General features: G+C 60.5%; 14 protein-coding genes. All 14 read right to left on the reverse strand.

Annotated features, from left to right (window positions below):
* Positions 1–216 precede the first annotated feature (216 nt).
* Positions 217–498, reverse strand: a complete 282-nt coding sequence (locus PMI31_RS30250; RefSeq protein ID WP_008020696.1) for a hypothetical protein — start codon at positions 496–498, stop codon at positions 217–219.
* 207 nt (positions 499–705) lie between these two features.
* The gene (gene nuoN / locus PMI31_RS21790) at positions 706–2,169 is read right to left on the reverse strand and encodes an NADH-quinone oxidoreductase subunit NuoN (RefSeq protein WP_008020698.1); all 1,464 of its coding nucleotides are present in this window, start codon (positions 2,167–2,169) and stop codon (positions 706–708) included.
* 7 nt (positions 2,170–2,176) lie between these two features.
* Entirely contained in the window at positions 2,177–3,709 is a 1,533-nt protein-coding gene (gene nuoM / locus PMI31_RS21795; RefSeq protein WP_008020699.1) for an NADH-quinone oxidoreductase subunit M, read from the reverse strand.
* 39 nt (positions 3,710–3,748) lie between these two features.
* Positions 3,749–5,602, reverse strand: coding sequence for an NADH-quinone oxidoreductase subunit L (gene nuoL, locus PMI31_RS21800; protein ID WP_008020702.1), 1,854 nt, complete (start codon positions 5,600–5,602; stop codon positions 3,749–3,751).
* Positions 5,599–5,907, reverse strand: coding sequence for an NADH-quinone oxidoreductase subunit NuoK (nuoK, locus tag PMI31_RS21805; protein WP_007946416.1), 309 nt, complete (start codon positions 5,905–5,907; stop codon positions 5,599–5,601). Before nuoK ends, nuoL begins: the two co-directional genes overlap by 4 nt.
* Before the next feature lie 2 nt (positions 5,908–5,909).
* Positions 5,910–6,413 (reverse strand): NADH-quinone oxidoreductase subunit J, encoded by a 504-nt coding sequence (gene nuoJ / locus PMI31_RS21810; RefSeq protein ID WP_008020705.1) that lies wholly within the window; start codon positions 6,411–6,413, stop codon positions 5,910–5,912.
* Positions 6,414–6,422: 9 nt separating this feature from the next.
* The gene (gene nuoI, locus PMI31_RS21815; RefSeq protein ID WP_007981268.1) at positions 6,423–6,968 is read right to left on the reverse strand and encodes an NADH-quinone oxidoreductase subunit NuoI; all 546 of its coding nucleotides are present in this window, start codon (positions 6,966–6,968) and stop codon (positions 6,423–6,425) included.
* A 12-nt stretch (positions 6,969–6,980) separates the two neighbouring features.
* Positions 6,981–7,988: an NADH-quinone oxidoreductase subunit NuoH gene (gene nuoH / locus PMI31_RS21820; RefSeq protein WP_008020708.1), complete on the reverse strand. Its 1,008-nt coding sequence runs from the start codon at positions 7,986–7,988 to the stop codon at positions 6,981–6,983.
* Positions 7,985–10,699, reverse strand: coding sequence for an NADH-quinone oxidoreductase subunit NuoG (gene nuoG / locus PMI31_RS21825; RefSeq protein WP_008020711.1), 2,715 nt, complete (start codon positions 10,697–10,699; stop codon positions 7,985–7,987). The genes nuoH and nuoG overlap by 4 nt, the downstream gene beginning before the upstream one ends.
* Positions 10,700–10,835: 136 nt before the next feature.
* On the reverse strand, positions 10,836–12,191 hold the full coding sequence (nuoF, locus tag PMI31_RS21830) for an NADH-quinone oxidoreductase subunit NuoF (protein WP_008020713.1): 1,356 nt from the start codon (positions 12,189–12,191) through the stop codon (positions 10,836–10,838).
* Positions 12,188–12,685 (reverse strand): NADH-quinone oxidoreductase subunit NuoE, encoded by a 498-nt coding sequence (gene nuoE / locus PMI31_RS21835; RefSeq protein WP_008020715.1) that lies wholly within the window; start codon positions 12,683–12,685, stop codon positions 12,188–12,190. Before nuoE ends, nuoF begins: the two co-directional genes overlap by 4 nt.
* 2 nt (positions 12,686–12,687) lie before the next feature.
* On the reverse strand, positions 12,688–14,472 hold the full coding sequence (nuoC, locus tag PMI31_RS21840) for an NADH-quinone oxidoreductase subunit C/D (RefSeq protein WP_008020717.1): 1,785 nt from the start codon (positions 14,470–14,472) through the stop codon (positions 12,688–12,690).
* A gap of 72 nt (positions 14,473–14,544) precedes the next feature.
* The gene (locus tag PMI31_RS21845; protein ID WP_007970441.1) at positions 14,545–15,219 is read right to left on the reverse strand and encodes a NuoB/complex I 20 kDa subunit family protein; all 675 of its coding nucleotides are present in this window, start codon (positions 15,217–15,219) and stop codon (positions 14,545–14,547) included.
* A gap of 10 nt (positions 15,220–15,229) precedes the next feature.
* Positions 15,230–15,643, reverse strand: a complete 414-nt coding sequence (locus tag PMI31_RS21850; RefSeq protein ID WP_008020718.1) for an NADH-quinone oxidoreductase subunit A — start codon at positions 15,641–15,643, stop codon at positions 15,230–15,232.
* Between the last annotated feature and the right edge of the window lie 515 nt (positions 15,644–16,158).

Genomic DNA, 16,158 nt, shown 5'->3' on the forward strand with positions numbered 1-16,158 from the left:
GTGCCGTTTTTGTTGGTGCCTGTACTACCGCCATCGCGGGCAAGCCCGCTCCCACAGGTTACGTGTCGTACACAAAATCTGTGGTCACTCTCGGTCCCTGTGGGAGCGGGCTTGCCCGCGAAGAGGCCATCCCAATCACCGAACTTCTTCAGATGAACATGCATCTAGCAGGAGCACTGAACTCTGTGGAAGGTAAACGGGTGTAGATCTGGAGCCTCAAATTTGGGTACCTTCAAAATCATCCAGCACTCCATCAGGCAACGGCGCGTCGAAGTTTTCGGGAAGCACCAGTTTGGCCTTCATTGTTCCTATACGTTGATTATGTAACTGCTCTTGCGCTATCGCATTATTCAACTCCAACACTGCCAATTGCTCGACTGTGTCAGGTGCCAGTTTTGGCAGTTCGACCTTGTGCGTCTGCAGCGTCACCTTGCCCTGGCGATCGTCGGCCAGGGCTTCGAGGCCCTCCATCAGTTCGGAAAAAATGTCACGTGTCATCGTTCGCTCTCGCGTTGATTTATTGATCCTGAAGTTATTCAAGATTAGAGCCAGGTACTCAATGCCGGCTGTAGGACGACCCTGAGTATTTCGCGAGTGCGTTCCGGGTTTCCCGAAGGAGGGCAGGGCAGCGGTAACAAATCCCACAAAAACAAAAACGGCACCCGAAGGTGCCGTTTCTGTTTGCTACCAAGTATCGCTAAACGATCAACCCGCCAACCCCGATTGCTGAACCAGATTCAGCAGCGGTTGTGGGTACAGGCCGAGGAAGAATGCCAGTACCGCGATGGCCAGCAGCATCACGCCGCCTGCCTTCTGTTCCCAGTGCAGTTGAGCGTCGACGCGGCGCAGGTTTGGCTCGATCAGGTACAGGGTGACCATCACTCGCAGGTAGTAGAACACGCCGATGGCACTGCCCAGTACCAGGGAGCCGACCAGCCACCACTGATGCGACTCGACGCCGGTGGCGATGATGTAGAACTTGCCGATGAAGCCCGCGGTCAGCGGGATACCGGCCAGGGACAGCATCATCACGGTCAGCACGGCGGTCAGGTACGGACGGCGCCAGAACAGGCCGCGGTATTCGTACAGGGCGTCTGCGTCACGGCCTTTGTATGGCGAGGACATCAGGGTGATCACGCCGAAGGCGCCGAGGCTGGTGATCACGTAGGTGACCAGGTACACGCCGATGGCTTCCACGGCCAGGCCCTTGCTCGCCACCAGGGCGATCAGCAGGTAACCGAAGTGGGCAATGGACGAGTAACCCAGCAGACGCTTGAGGTTGCTCTGGGTCAGGGCCAGCAGGTTACCGAACAGGATCGACGCGATGGCGATGATGGTCAACACGTTGCTCAGCACACCGCTGCTCGCCGCTGGCGAGATCTGGAACAGACGCACCATCACTGCGAACACGGCAACCTTGGAAGCAGTCGCCAGGAACGCGGCAACCGGCGCCGGAGCACCTTCGTAAACGTCCGGAGTCCAGAGGTGGAAGGGTACCAGCGACAGCTTGAACGCCAGGCCGATCAGCATCATGCCCAGGCCCAGTTGCGCCAGCGAGCTTGGCAGGCCGGTAGCCGCCAGTGCCTGGCCGATGCCGACGAAGCTCAGGGAGCCGGCGTCAGCGTAGAGCAGGGCCATACCGAACAACAGGAACGCGGAACCGGCCGCCGACAGCACCATGTACTTGATACCGGCTTCCAGCGAGCGCTTGTTGAAGAAGGCATAGGCCACCAGACCGTAGACCGGCACCGACAGCAGTTCCAGACCGACGAACAAGCCGGCCAGGTGTTGTGCGCTGACCAGCACCAGGCCACCGGCGGCAGCCATCAGGATCAGCAGGTACAGTTCTTCGCGGTTGCCCGGGTAACCCGTGCCGCCATCGCCGAGGTAGGCGTGGGCGAGGGTGACACAGGCGAGGGTGGCGACCAGGATCAGCGCCATGTACAAGCAAGCGAAGCTATCGATTTGCAGCAGTGGGGTCACAGCCAGCGGCGCGACCTTCAAGGCTGGCAGGATCGACAGCAAGGCCAGGTTCAGACCCGCCACCGACAGCAGGAAGGTCTGGGAGTGGTTGCGGCGCCAGGCAATTGCCAGCATCACCACGATGATCGTGGCGCTGGTAATCAACAGCGGCGCTAGCGCGATAAAGTGTTGAGTCGTGAATTCCATAGCGCTCTTACCGGGCCGAAGCGAGTTGAGTGAAGGCGGTGCCGAGCCATTGCTGCACGCCATGCATCGTAGCGGCAGAGGTATCGAGGAACGGTTGCGGGTAGATGCCGATGTAGATCAGCAGCGCGGCCAGACCGACCACCATGATCATTTCGCGACCGTCCATGCCGTGCAGCACCACGTCCGATTTGGCCGGGCCGAAGTAGGCGCGGTGGATCATGATCAGCGAGTAGACCGAACCGAACACCAGGCCGGACGTCGCGATGATGGTGACCCACGGGGCAATCGGGAAGGTGCCGATCAGGATCAGGAACTCACCGACGAAGTTACCGGTACTCGGCAGGCCCAGCGACGCGGCCGCGAAGAACAGGCTGAGGGCCGGCAGGTAAGCGATCTTCGACCATAGGCCACCCATCTCGCGCATGTCACGGGTGTGGGTGCGTTCGTACAACTGGCCACTCAGGATAAAGAGTGCCGCCGCCGACAGGCCGTGCGCCAGCATCTGCATCACCGCGCCCTGCAGCGCCAGTTGGCTGCCGGAGTAGATGCCGATCAGGACGAAGCCCATGTGGGAAACGGACGAGAAGGCAATCAGACGCTTGATGTCGGTTTGCGCGAACGCCAGGAACGCACCGTAGAAAATCCCGATCAGACCCAGGGTCATGGCGAACGGCGCGAACTCGGCCGACGCATTCGGGAACAGCGGCAGGGCGAAACGCAGCAGGCCGTAGGCAGCAGTCTTCAGCAAGATACCGGCGAGGTCGACGGAACCTGCGGTCGGCGCCTGGGCATGAGCGTCAGGCAGCCAGGAGTGGAACGGCACGACTGGCAGCTTCACCGCGAAGGCGATGAAGAAGCCGAGCATCAGGATGTACTCGGTGGTCGTCGACATCTTGGTCTTCAACAGGTCGGCGTAGTTGAAGGTAATCACGCCGGTGTCGTTGAAGTTGACCAATACCAGACCCAGGATCGCCACCAGCATGATCAGGCCGGAAGCCTGAGTGAAGATGAAGAACTTGGTCGCCGCGTAGATCCGGGTTTTCTTGCCGTCCGAAGAACTGTGACCCCAGAGCGCGATGAGGAAGTACATCGGCACCAGCATCATTTCCCAGAAGAAGAAGAACATGAACAGGTCGAGGGCAAGGAACACGCCGACGACACCGCCCAGGATCCACATCAGGTTGAGGTGGAAGAAGCCAACGTGACGCTGGATCTCTTTCCACGAGCAGAGGACCGAGAGGACACCCAGCAGACCGGTCAGCATGATCATCAACAGCGACAGGCCGTCGAGGGCCAGGTGCACGTTGATGCCGAAGCGCTGGATCCAGACGTGCTTGAACTCAAGCGCCCAGGTCGGATCGGCACCCGGTGCCGGAGCAAATGAATAGTCACCGTTGGCCCACAGCCAGAGGCCGAGGGAGAGCAGCAGGGACATGGTGATCAGCGCAATCCAGCGGGGGAGGGTGGCGCCGAAGCGCTCACCCATCCAGCACAGCAGGCCGCCGATGAAGGGGATCAGGATTAGCCAAGGCAGAATCATGACGGGCTCAATTCCTTTCGCAAGTTCGCAAGGTTCATATCAGACCGCTACCAGCACGACGGCGCCGATAACCAGCACGGCACCAGCAGCCATCGAGGCGGCGTACCAACGCAGTTGACCGGTCTCGGTACGGCTCAGGGCGGTGTGACCGCCTTTGGCCATACGCGGGATCAGACCGATGGTCTGGTCCAGCGGGTCTTTGCGCAGGATGTGGTTGATCGCCAGGTATGGCTTGACGAACAGTTTGTCGTAGATCCAGTCGAAGCCCCAGGCGGCGAACCACCAGGCCGACAGGATACGGCCGATGCCGCTGTTGGCGATGGCGGTGACGAAGCGACGCTTGCCGAGGAACAGCAGCGCGGCCAGCAGGATACCGGACAGGGCGATGGCGCCCGAGGCGATTTCCAGGCTGTGCTTGGCTTCGCCGCCGGCATGGCCGACGCTTTCCGGCAGTACGCCGTGCAGTGGTGGAACGATCATCGCGCCGATGGCGGTGGACAATACGATCAGCACCGACAGTGGCAGCCAGTGGGCGATGCCGTGACCGGCGTGGGCTTCGGTCTTCGCTTCACCGTGGAACGCGATGAAGATCAGGCGGAAGGTGTACAGCGAGGTCATGAATGCGCCGACCAGACCCGCATACAGCAGACCGTGGTTACCGCTGGCGAACGCTTCCCAGAGAATTTCGTCCTTGGAGTAGAAGCCCGCGGTTACCAGAGGCAGGGCCGCCAGGGCCGCGCCGCCGACGATGAAGCTGGCGTAGGCCAGTGGCAGTTTCTTCCACAGACCGCCCATCTTGAAGATGTCCTGCTCGTGGTGGCAGGCAACGATCACCGCACCGGAGGCAAGGAACAGCAGGGCCTTGAAGAAGGCGTGGGTCATCAGGTGGAAGATCGCGCCATCCCAGGCACCGACGCCCAGGGCCAGGAACATGTAGCCGATCTGGCTCATGGTCGAGTAGGCGAGGATACGCTTGATGTCGGTCTGCACCAGTGCGGCAAAACCGGCCAGGACCAGGGTCACGCCGCCGACGATTCCCACGAGATGCAGGATTTCCGGCGCCAGGGTGAACAGGCCGTGGGTACGGGCGATCAGGTAGACGCCCGCGGTTACCATGGTTGCGGCGTGGATCAGTGCCGAAACCGGAGTAGGACCGGCCATCGCGTCCGCCAGCCAGGTTTGCAGCGGCAGTTGCGCGGATTTACCGACAGCGCCGCCCAGCAGCATCAGGGTGGCCAGGACCATCCAGATATTGCCGGCCTGGAACTTCTGCGGTGCCAGCACCAGCAGTTCCTGAACGTTCAGCGTGCCCAGTTGGGCAAACAGGATGAACAAGCCGATGGCCATGAACACGTCACCGATACGGGTCACGATGAAGGCCTTGAGTGCCGCGTTGCCGTTGTTGCGGTTGCTGTAGTAGAAACCGATCAACAGGTACGAGCACAGGCCCACGCCTTCCCAACCGAAGTACAGGAACAACAGGTTATCGCCCAGCACCAGGAACAGCATGCTGGCGATAAACAGGTTGGTGTAGGCGAAGAAGCGCGAGTAACCGTCTTCACCGCGCATGTACCAGGAAGCGAACAGGTGGATCAGGAAGCCGACGCCGACCACCACACCCAGCATGGTCAGGGACAGACCATCCAGGTACAGGGCGAAGTTCGGCTTGAAGCCTTCCACCGCCATCCACTGCCACAACACCTGGGTGTAGTGACCGCCTTCCGGTGGCGCGACGTTGAATTGCCAGATCACGTAAGCCGCGACGATGGCAGACAAGCCGACGGAGCCGACGCCGATCAGTGCCGAAAGGTTTTCCGAGAGGCGGCCGCGTGAGAACGACAGCAGCAGGAAACCAATGAGAGGGAACAAGAAAGTCAGATAGAGAAGGTTCATCCGCGCATCTCACTGGCAGCGTCAATATCGAGCGTGTGGAAGCGGCGATACAGTTGCAGCAGGATCGCCAGGCCAATACTGGCCTCGGCGGCTGCCAGGCTGATCACCAGGATGAACATGATCTGTCCATCCGGCTGCGCCCAGCGGCTACCGGCAACGATGAACGCCAAAGCGGAGGCATTCATCATGACCTCCAGGCTCATCAGCACGAAGAGGATGTTGCGGCGGACCATCAGGCCGACCAGGCCGAGGCAGAACAGGATGCCGGCAACCGCCAGACCATGCTCCATAGGGATAGCAGGCATCGTCATTGCTCCTTGGCTTCGTTACGGCCCAGATGGAACGCCGTGACGGCTGCGGCGAGCAGCAGCATCGAGGCGAGTTCGACCACCAGCAGGTAAGGGCCGAACAGGCTGATGCCCACGGCCTTGGCGTCTACGGTGGTGTGGCCGACGGCCTGACCGCTCTGGTGCGAGAGCAGCACATACAGCAGTTCCACCAGCAGCAGCGCGGCGAGTGCGACCGGGCCGCCCCAGATACCGGGCTTGAGCCAGACGCGTTCTTGCTGAGCCGAGGCCGGGCCCAGGTTCAGCATCATTACCACAAACACGAACAGCACCATGATGGCGCCAGCGTAGGCGATCACTTCCAGTACACCGGCAAACGGCGCGCCGAGGGCGAAGAACGTCATCGCCACGGCGATCAGCGAAATGATCAGGTAGAGCAGGGCGTGCACAGGGTTGGTGTTGGTGATCACGCGAAGCGTGGACACCACAGCGATACCCGATGCGAAATAGAAAGCGAATTCCATCTTTCTTCCTTAAGGCAGCAAGCTCTTCACGTTGATCGGTTCGGCTTCATTCTGCGCGGAGCCTTTCGGCTTACCGGCAATCGCCATACCTGCAACACGATAGAAGTTGTAATCAGGGTTTTTGCCGGGGCCGGAGATCAGCAGATCTTCTTTCTCGTAAACCAGGTCCTGACGTTTGAACTCGGCCATTTCGAAATCCGGCGTCAGCTGGATCGCGGTGGTCGGGCAGGCTTCCTCGCAGAGGCCACAGAAAATGCAGCGCGAGAAGTTGATGCGGAAGAAGTCCGGGTACCAGCGACCGTCTTCGGTTTCAGCTTTCTGCAGCGAGATGCAACCGACCGGGCACGCCACGGCGCACAGGTTGCACGCTACGCAACGTTCTTCGCCGTCGGGGTCGCGGGTCAGCACGATACGGCCACGGAAGCGCGGCGGCAGGTACACGGCTTCTTCCGGGTATTGCAGCGTGTCGCGCTTGCGGAAGGCGTGGCCAAAAATCATCACCAGGCTGCGAAGCTGGGTGAAGAAGCCATGCACGATGTCAAAAATGTACTTCATGATTCTCTATCCTCACTGAGCCGCGACGGCGGGCGTGTTGAGCAACACGATCGCAGCGGTCACCAGCATGTTGACGAGGGTCAGCGGCAGGCAGAACTTCCAGCTGAAGTCCATCACTTGGTCATACCGTGGGCGCGGAATCGAAGCGCGCAGCAGGATGAAGAACATGATGAAGAACGCGGTTTTCAGCGCGAACCAGATGAACGGGATCTGCGGCAGCAGGTCGAACGGACCGTGCCAGCCACCGAAGAACAGCGTGACCAGCAGCGCCGAAATCAACACGATGCCGATGTACTCACCAACGAAGAACATGCCCCATTTCATGCCGGCGTATTCAATGTGGTAACCGTCGGCCAGTTCCTGTTCCGCTTCCGGCTGGTCGAACGGGTGACGGTGAGTCACGGCCACGCCAGCGATGAAGAAGGTCAGGAAGCCGAAGATCTGCGGAATGACGAACCACAGGTTCTGCGCCTGGTATTCAACGATGTCGCGCATGTTGAACGAGCCAACCTGGATCACGATGCCCATCAGCGACAGGCCCATGAACACTTCGTACGACACGGTTTGTGCCGAAGCCCGCAAGCTGCCCAGCAGGGCGAACTTGTTGTTGCTGGACCAGCCGGCGAACAGCACCGCGTAGACTGAGAGACCGGCCATGGCGAAGAAGAACAGGATGCCGATGTTGATATCCGCCACGCCCCAGGTCGGGGTGATCGGGATGATGGCGAAGGCAATCAGCAAGGCGCTCATGGCCACCACCGGCGCCAAAGTGAAGATCACTTTGTCGGCGAACGGCGGCGTCCAGTCTTCCTTGAAGAACATCTTGATCATGTCGGCAGCGATCTGGAACGCACCGAACGGACCCACGCGGTTCGGACCGTAACGGTCCTGCCAGAGGGCGAGCAGACGACGCTCGACCCAACTGAGCAGGGCGCCGCAGATCACCACGGCGAGCAGGATCACCACGGCCTTGAGGACCGCGATGATGATGTCGATCACTTCAGGAGTGAACCAGGTCATTGAGCTGCCTCCTGCAGACCGTCAACGGATTTGCCAAAGATTGCTGGCGGAATGCCGGCGATGCCCGCAGGCAGTGCCACCAGACCGGCGCCCAGCTCTTCATTGATGCGCAGCGGTAGACGCAAGGTCTGGCCGGCGACATTGAAGCTCAGCATGGCACCGTCGTTGACGCCCAGGCGGTCGGCTTCGGACTTGGCCAGTGCGACGTAGGCCGCTGGAATGCGTTCCTGAACCGGAGCGGCTTTCGAAGAGTTTTCTTCGCTGCCGAACAGGTGGAAGAACGGCACGACCTGCCAGGTGCCCTGGGCCGGATTGAACGCGCGCGGAACACTGGCGAACCAGTTCAGCGAGTCACCGCTGCTTTCGATCAGGCGGGTGCCCGGGTCGCCAGCGCGGATGTGACCACCGACTTCGTCCTGGAACTTGTTCCAGGCTTGCGGCGAGTTCCAGCCCGGAGACCAGGCGAATGGCACTTGCTGACGCGGTTCGGCCGAACCCGAGTAACCTTCCATCGAGAAGGCGAACGCGGTGTCCTTGTCCTGCGGGGTACGCGGTTCGTGCACACTGATGTCGGCGCGCATGGCGGTACGACCGGAGTAACGCAGCGGTTCGCGGGCCAGTTTCAAGCCCTTGATGCGGAACGCGGCAGACGGTGCGGCATCGACGATGCGGTTCAGTTGCGGCGTACTGGCAGCAACGGCAGCGGTGGCGTGGTCCAGTTGGGTCCAGTCGATCGGCTGGTTCAGCAGGGTGGCGCGCAGGGCATGCAGCCAGCGCCAGCCTTCGTGAACCAGGATGCTCGCATCCAGGTATTTCGGATCGAAGACCTGGAAGAAGCGCTGGGCGCGGCCTTCCTGGCTGACCAGGGTACCGTCGCCTTCAGCGAAGCTGGCAGCTGGCAGGACCAGGTGCGCGCGATCGCTGGTGGCGGTCTTCTGATGGTCGGCGACGATCAGCACCTTGGCGGCGGTCAGGGCAGCATCGACACGGGCCTTGTCGGTACGGGTGTACAGATCGTTTTCCAGTACGACGATGGCGTCGGCCTTACCGTCGATCACGGCTTGCAGTGCGGCGTCGACCGATTCGCCACCGAGCATGGCCAGGCCGAGGCTGTTGGCCTCTGGCACGATCAGGCTGATGGAACCGTTCTTCTCACGCAGCTTCAGGGCTTTGGCGATGTTCGCGGCAGCTTCGATCAAGGCTTTGGAGCCCAGGGAAGTACCGGCGATGATCAGTGGACGCTTGGCCGCGAGCAGGGCGTCGGCGATGCGCTTGGCCAGTTCGAGGGCTTCAGCGTCCAGGCCTTCAACGGCTGGAGCGCTGGCGTCGAGGGCGTGAGCCACGGCGAAACCGATGCGGGCCAGGTCGTCGGGAGCGGCGTGAACGCACTCTTCGGCGATGTCGTCGAGCTTGGTTTCAGCCAGGCTGGCGATGAACAGCGGGTTCAGCGCGTGCTGACCGATGTTCTTCACGGCGGCGTCGAGCCAAGGCTGGACACGCATGGCGTCGGCCATGTCTTCGGCCTTGCCCTTGACCGATTGACGCAGGGACAGGGCCATGCGCGCAGCAGTCTGGGTCAGGTCTTCACCGAGGACGAACACGGCGTCGTGGTCTTCGATGTCGCGCATGTTCGGCACTGGCAGCGGGCTGTCTTTCAGCACTTGCAGCACCAGGCGGATGCGCTCCAGTTCGGAGGCTTCGATACCTGAGTAGAAGTGCTCGGCACCGACCAGTTCGCGCAACGCGTAGTTGCTTTCGAGGCTGGCGCGGGGCGAACCGATACCGACGATGTTGCGACCGCGCAGCAGGTCGGCGGCCTTATCCAGTGCTTCGTCGAGGCTCAACTTGGTGCCATTGGCCAGCAGCGGCTGGCGTGGACGGTCTTCGCGGTTGACGTAGCCATAGCCGAAACGGCCACGGTCGCACAGGAAGTACTGGTTCACCGAACCGTTGAAACGGTTTTCGATGCGACGCAGTTCGCCATAACGCTCGCCCGGGGAGATGTTGCAACCGCTGGAGCAGCCATGGCAGATGCTCGGCGAGAACTGCATGTCCCATTTACGGTTGTAGCGCTCGGAGTGAGTCTTGTCGGTGAACACGCCGGTCGGGCAAACCTCGGTGAGGTTGCCGGAGAACTCGCTTTCCAGGGTGCCATCTTCAACGCGACCGAAGTACACGTTGTCGTGGGCGCCGTACACACCGAGGTCGGTGCCGCCAGCGTAGTCTTTATAGAAGCGCACGCAGCGGTAGCAAGCGATGCAGCGGTTCATTTCGTGGGAAATGAACGGGCCCAGTTGCTGGTTCTGGTGGGTACGCTTGGTGAAGCGGTAACGGCGCTCGTTGTGGCCGGTCATTACCGTCATGTCTTGCAAGTGGCAGTGACCGCCTTCCTCACAGACCGGGCAGTCGTGAGGGTGGTTGGTCATCAGCCATTCGACAACACTGGCGCGGAACGCCTTGGACTCTTCATCGTCGATGGAGATCCAGGTGTTGTCGGTGGCAGGGGTCATGCAGGACATGACGATACGACCACGGGTGTCGTTCTCGTCGGTGTACTGCTTGACCGCGCACTGGCGGCAAGCGCCAACGCTGCCCAAGGCAGGGTGCCAGCAGAAATACGGAATATCGAGGCCCAGAGACAGACATGCCTGTAACAGGTTGTCTGCCCCATCGACTTCGAGCGCTTTGCCGTCTACGTGGATAGTGGCCATGGTTCAAAGTTCTTCGTTGGCCCGGTGTCAGCGGGCGTGGCTAATGGAATCTTGTTATCCGCGTGAATCAACACAGCCGCTTTCGGCGTCATCACACGAAAAGCGAAGGGCACGGACCCTTCGCCTTTTTAAGCATTTACGCGCCGACTACGATCGGCCTTGCCAGAGGCGGGACGGCGGCGCTGACAGGCGCGATGCCGGCTTCGAACTCGTGGCGGAAGTATTTGATTGCGCTGCCCAACGGCTCCACGGCACCCGGTGCGTGAGCACAGAAGGTCTTGCCCGGGCCGAGGAAGCCGACCAGGCCCAGCAGGGTCTCGATGTCGCCTGGCTGGCCTTCGCCGTTCTCGATGGCCATCAGGAGCTTGACGCTCCATGGCAAGCCATCGCGGCACGGGGTGCAGAAGCCACAGGATTCGCGAGCGAAGAACTGCTCCATGTTGCGCAGCAGGGACACCATGTTGATGCTGTCGTCCACCGCCATGGCCAGGCCGGTACCCATACGGGTGCCCACTTTGGCGATGCCGCCGGCGTACATTTGTGCGTCCAGGTGCTCCGGCAACAGGAAGCCGGTACCGGCGCCGCCAGGTTGCCAGGCCTTGAGCTTGTAACCGTCGCGCATGCCGCCGGCGTAGTCTTCGAACAACTCGCGGCCGGTGACGCCGAATGGCAGTTCCCACAGGCCCGGGTTCTTCACCTTGCCGGAGAAGCCCATGAGCTTGGTGCCCATGTCATCGCTGCCTTCGCGGGCCAACGATTTGTACCAGTCCACGCCGTCGGCAATGATCGCCGGGACGTTGCACAGGGTTTCAACGTTGTTCACGCAGGTCGGCTTGCCCCACACGCCAACGGCGGCAGGGAAGGGCGGCTTGGAGCGCGGGTTGGCACGACGGCCTTCGAGGGAGTTGATCAGTGCGGTTTCTTCACCGCAGATGTAACGCCCGGCGCCGGTGTGGACGAACAGCTCGAAATCGAAGCCGCTGCCCAGGATGTTCTTGCCCAGCAGGCCTGCTGCCTTGGCTTCTTCCACGGCACGGTTCAAGTGCTTGGCGGCGGTGGTGTATTCGCCACGCAGGAAGATGTAGCCGCGGTAGGTTTTCAGTGCGCGGGCACTGATCAGCATGCCTTCGATCAGCAGATGGGGCAGTTGCTCCATCAGCATGCGGTCTTTCCAGGTGTTGGGCTCCATTTCATCCGCGTTGCACAGCAGGTAGCGGATGTTGATGGATTCGTCCTTGGGCATCAGGCCCCACTTCACGCCAGTGGGGAAGCCTGCACCGCCGCGACCCTTGAGGCCGGAATCCTTCACGGTCTGGACGATGTCGTCCTGAGCCATGTCGGCGAAGGCCTTGCGCGCTGCGGCGTAACCGTTCTTGGCCTGGTATTCGTCGAGCCAGACGGCTTCGCCGTCGTCACGCAGGCGCCAGGTGAGCGGGTGAGTCTCGGCCGAACGCTTGATGCGGTTGGCTGGACCGAAGGAAGTCAGGGTCATACGTAGCCCTCGAGCAATTTGGCAACGCCTGCGGGCTGCACATCACCGAAAGTGTCGTCGTCGATCATCAACGCCGGCGCCTTGTCGCAGTTGCCGAGGCAGCAGACCGGCAGCAGGGTGAAACGACCGTCGGCGGTGGTCTGACCCAGGCCGATGCCCAGCTTGCTCTGGATTTCGCTGACCACCGACTCGTGGCCGCCGATGTAGCAGACCATGCTGTCGCAGACGCGAATGATGTGGCGGCCGACCGGCTGGCGGAAGATCTGGCTATAGAAAGTCGCCACGCCTTCAACGTCGCTGGCCGGGATGCCGAGGATCTCGCCGATGGCGTAGAGGGCACCGTCCGGCACCCAGCCACGTTCCTTCTGGACGATCTTCAGAGCTTCGATCGACGCCGCGCGCGGGTCTTCGTAGTGATGCAACTCGTGCTCGATGGCCGAGCGCTCGGTTTCACTCAAGGTGAAACGGTCTGTCTGGATAAGCGTGCTGTTCATGCTTAGCGGTCCACGTCGGCCATAACGAAATCGATACTACCCAGGTACGCAATCAAGTCCGCGACCATGCTGCCTTTGATCACCGAAGGGATCTGCTGCAGGTGCGGGAAGCTTGGGGTACGAATCCGGGTGCGGTAGCTCATGGTGCCGCCATCGCTCGTCAGGTAATAACTGTTGATGCCCTTGGTCGCTTCGATCATCTGGAAGGATTCGTTGGCCGGCATGACCGGGCCCCACGAAACCTGCAGGAAGTGCGTGATCAAGGTTTCGATGTGCTGCAGCGTGCGCTCTTTCGGCGGCGGCGTAGTCAGCGGGTGATCCGCCTTGTACGGGCCTTCCGGCATGTTGCGCAGGCACTGGTCGATGATCCTGATGCTCTGGCGCATCTCCTCGACACGCACGATGCAGCGGTCGTAGGCATCGCCGTTGGCCGCCAGCGGCACTTCGAACTCGAAGTTCTCGTAGCCCGAGTACGGGCGCGCTTTACGCAGGTCGAAATCGCAACCGGTCGAACGCAGGCCGGCACCGGTGACGCCCCATTCCAGGGCCTCTTTGGTGTTGTAGTCGGCGACGCCGATGGTCCGGCCACGCAGAATGCTGTTGTCCAGGGCGGCTTTCTGGTATTCGTCCAGACGCTTGGGCATCCACTCGACGAAATCCTTGACCAGCTTTTCCCAGCCGCGTGGCAGGTCGTGGGCGACGCCGCCAATACGGTACCAGGCCGGGTGCAGACGGAAACCGGTGATGGCTTCGATCACGGTGTAGGCACGCTGACGGTCGGTGAAGGTGAAGAACACCGGGGTCATGGCGCCGACGTCCTGGATGTAGGTACCCAGGAACAGCAGGTGGCTGGTGATCCGGAAGAACTCGGCCATCATGATGCGGATGACGTCGACCTTCTCCGGCACCTTGATGCCGGCCAGCTTCTCGACCGAGAGCACATACGGCAGGTTGTTCATCACGCCGCCGAGGTAGTCGATACGGTCGGTGTACGGGATGAAGCTGTGCCAGGACTGACGCTCGGCCATTTTTTCGGCACCACGGTGGTGGTAGCCGATGTCCGGGACGCAGTCGACGATCTCTTCACCGTCCAGCTGCAGAATGATGCGGAACGCACCGTGCGCGGACGGGTGGTTCGGGCCGAGGTTGAGGAACATGTAGTCCTCGTTCGGGCCGGAACGCTTCATGCCCCAGTCTTCAGGCTTGAAGCGCGCAGACTCTTCCTCGAGCTGTTGCTTGGCCAGGTTCAGGGTGAACGGGTCAAACTCGGTGGCGCGGGCAGGGAAGTCCTTGCGCAGCGGGTGACCTTCCCAGGTCGGCGGCATCATGATGCGCGACAGGTGAGGGTGGCCTTTGAAGTCGATACCGTACATGTCCCAGACTTCACGCTCGTACCAGTTGGCGTTCGGCCAGATGCTGGTGACGGTCGGCAGGCTGAGGTCGCTCTCGGACAAGGCGACCTTGATCATTACGTCACTATTACGTTCGATCGACATCAGGTGATAGAACACGGAGAAGTCGACGCCGTTCGGCAGCCCCTGACGCTTGGTGCGCAGGCGCTCGTCCACGCCATGCAGGTCATAGAGCATGACGTACGGCTTGGGCAGGTTGCGCAGGAAAGTCAGGACTTCGACGAGTTTGGCGCGGGCAACCCAAAGCACCGGCATGCCGGTGCGGGTAGGCTGGGCGGTGAACGCCTCCGGGCCAAAACGGTTGTTCAGTTCGACGACCACATCCTGGTCGTCTGCCTTGTAAGGCGGGATGTACAGAGCACTGCCTGTAGTCATGGTTATTTATCGCTTTCGGTCAACGTAAAGAATGAAGCCAGTTTTTCGTTTCTTTGAAACAGCAGAACTGGATCAGACTTCGTCGGGGCTGCGCAGGTTGGTTACCTGAATACGCTGTTCGCGGCGCTTTTCCTTTTCGGAAGGCATCTCGGCGCGGTACACGCCTTGATCGCCAACGACCCAGGAAAGTGGGCGACGCTCCTGGCCAATCGACTCCTGCAACAGCATCAGGCCTTGCAGGAAAGCTTCAGGGCGGGGCGGGCAGCCAGGCACGTAGACGTCCACGGGCAGGAACTTGTCCACTCCTTGAACGACGGAGTAGATGTCGTACATGCCACCGGAGTTGGCGCACGAACCCATGGAGATGACCCATTTAGGCTCGAGCATTTGCTCGTAGAGACGCTGAATGATCGGCGCCATCTTGATGAAGCAGGTACCGGCGATAACCATGAAATCCGCCTGGCGCGGCGATGCCCGGATAACCTCGGCGCCAAAGCGCGCGATGTCGTGGGGCGCCGTGAAGGCGGTGGTCATTTCCACGTAGCAGCACGAAAGACCGAAGTTATACGGCCACAGGGAGTTCTTGCGCCCCCAGTTGATCGTGCCGTTGAGCACGTCTTCGAGCTTGCCCATGAAAATGTTTTTGTGGACTTGATCTTCTAACGGATCGGAAACGGTTTCCCGTTGGCCAATCGGATACTGCTCGTTAGGAGCATCGGGGTCGATCCTGGTGAGATTGTATTGCATTGCCAAAGCCTCATTGTTTCAGCTTCGCTTGCCGCTTGCGCCGAGCTTCCGGAGCCCAGTCAAGGGCGCCCACTCGGAATAGGTAGACAAGGCCTGCCAACAGAATTGCTATGAAAACGAGAGCTTCGACGAATCCGGTCCAGCCGCTTTCGCGGACGGACACAGACCATGCAAAGAGAAAGAGGGCTTCGATATCGAAGATCACGAAGAGCATCGCGACCAGATAGAATTTGGCTGAGAGCCGCAAGCGGGCGCTACCTGTAGGTAGCATGCCGGACTCGAACGGTTCGTTTTTGCTGCGGCCCCAGGCTTTTGACCCGAGTAGGCTGGAAACGCCCAGCATGAAGGCACAGAGGCCGACAACGCCTAGAAGGAAAATGGCAAAGCCCCAGTTGTGGGCCATGAGTCCTGTCGCTTCGGGCATGCTGGTAATCCTTAACAGAGAGCAAAGGTCTCTGAGCTTGAAAAGAAACAAAGCAGTGACGATATGTCGCAGCAATCAATCCCGCTGATTTTATGGCTAAACACCCGGCAAGTAAAATTCCTATAGCGAAATTATTTATAGGAATAAGGACATAGCGAGTCTGCAAAGCCCGGCAGCCCTTGCGTTGCGGGCATTAGGGGGCTTTTCGCAAATAATGTTTTGTAGGGAATGTAACGAACATAGTTGCAGCTGAATGATAATCAATATTGTTTGTCTTGGTTTTCAAACTGTTTGTCCCTCGGATGCTCGGGAAGTTGTCTTATTTGAGCGTTACAGCAAGTAGCGGCGGTGTGCGTTTTAGCGGATTTTTCTGGCGTTGATGTCGCTCTGGATCAATGTTTTTCCGGATCCCCACCATCCCTTGTAGGAGCGAGCCTGCTCGCGATGATCCTGAGGACGCCGCGGGGTGTCAGGCCCCCAGCGTCATCGTTGACCACCATCGCGAGCAGGCTCGC

Source organism: Pseudomonas sp. GM55 (genome assembly GCF_000282395.1).
GTDB lineage: Bacteria > Pseudomonadota > Gammaproteobacteria > Pseudomonadales > Pseudomonadaceae > Aquipseudomonas > Aquipseudomonas fluorescens_CC.

Coding starts and splice junctions, on each gene's coding strand:
- nuoK (WP_007946416.1), bottom strand. CDS start 5,907: ATGCCTGCTATCCCTATGGAGCATGGTCTGGCGGTTGCCGGCATCCTG.
- PMI31_RS21845 (WP_007970441.1), bottom strand. CDS start 15,219: ATGCAATACAATCTCACCAGGATCGACCCCGATGCTCCTAACGAGCAG.
- nuoE (WP_008020715.1), bottom strand. CDS start 12,685: ATGAACAGCACGCTTATCCAGACAGACCGTTTCACCTTGAGTGAAACC.
- PMI31_RS30250 (WP_008020696.1), bottom strand. CDS start 498: ATGACACGTGACATTTTTTCCGAACTGATGGAGGGCCTCGAAGCCCTG.
- PMI31_RS21850 (WP_008020718.1), bottom strand. CDS start 15,643: ATGCCCGAAGCGACAGGACTCATGGCCCACAACTGGGGCTTTGCCATT.
- nuoN (WP_008020698.1), bottom strand. CDS start 2,169: ATGGAATTCACGACTCAACACTTTATCGCGCTAGCGCCGCTGTTGATT.
- nuoM (WP_008020699.1), bottom strand. CDS start 3,709: ATGATTCTGCCTTGGCTAATCCTGATCCCCTTCATCGGCGGCCTGCTG.
- nuoC (WP_008020717.1), bottom strand. CDS start 14,472: ATGACTACAGGCAGTGCTCTGTACATCCCGCCTTACAAGGCAGACGAC.
- nuoF (WP_008020713.1), bottom strand. CDS start 12,191: ATGACCCTGACTTCCTTCGGTCCAGCCAACCGCATCAAGCGTTCGGCC.
- nuoG (WP_008020711.1), bottom strand. CDS start 10,699: ATGGCCACTATCCACGTAGACGGCAAAGCGCTCGAAGTCGATGGGGCA.
- nuoI (WP_007981268.1), bottom strand. CDS start 6,968: ATGAAGTACATTTTTGACATCGTGCATGGCTTCTTCACCCAGCTTCGC.
- nuoJ (WP_008020705.1), bottom strand. CDS start 6,413: ATGGAATTCGCTTTCTATTTCGCATCGGGTATCGCTGTGGTGTCCACG.
- nuoL (WP_008020702.1), bottom strand. CDS start 5,602: ATGAACCTTCTCTATCTGACTTTCTTGTTCCCTCTCATTGGTTTCCTG.
- nuoH (WP_008020708.1), bottom strand. CDS start 7,988: ATGACCTGGTTCACTCCTGAAGTGATCGACATCATCATCGCGGTCCTC.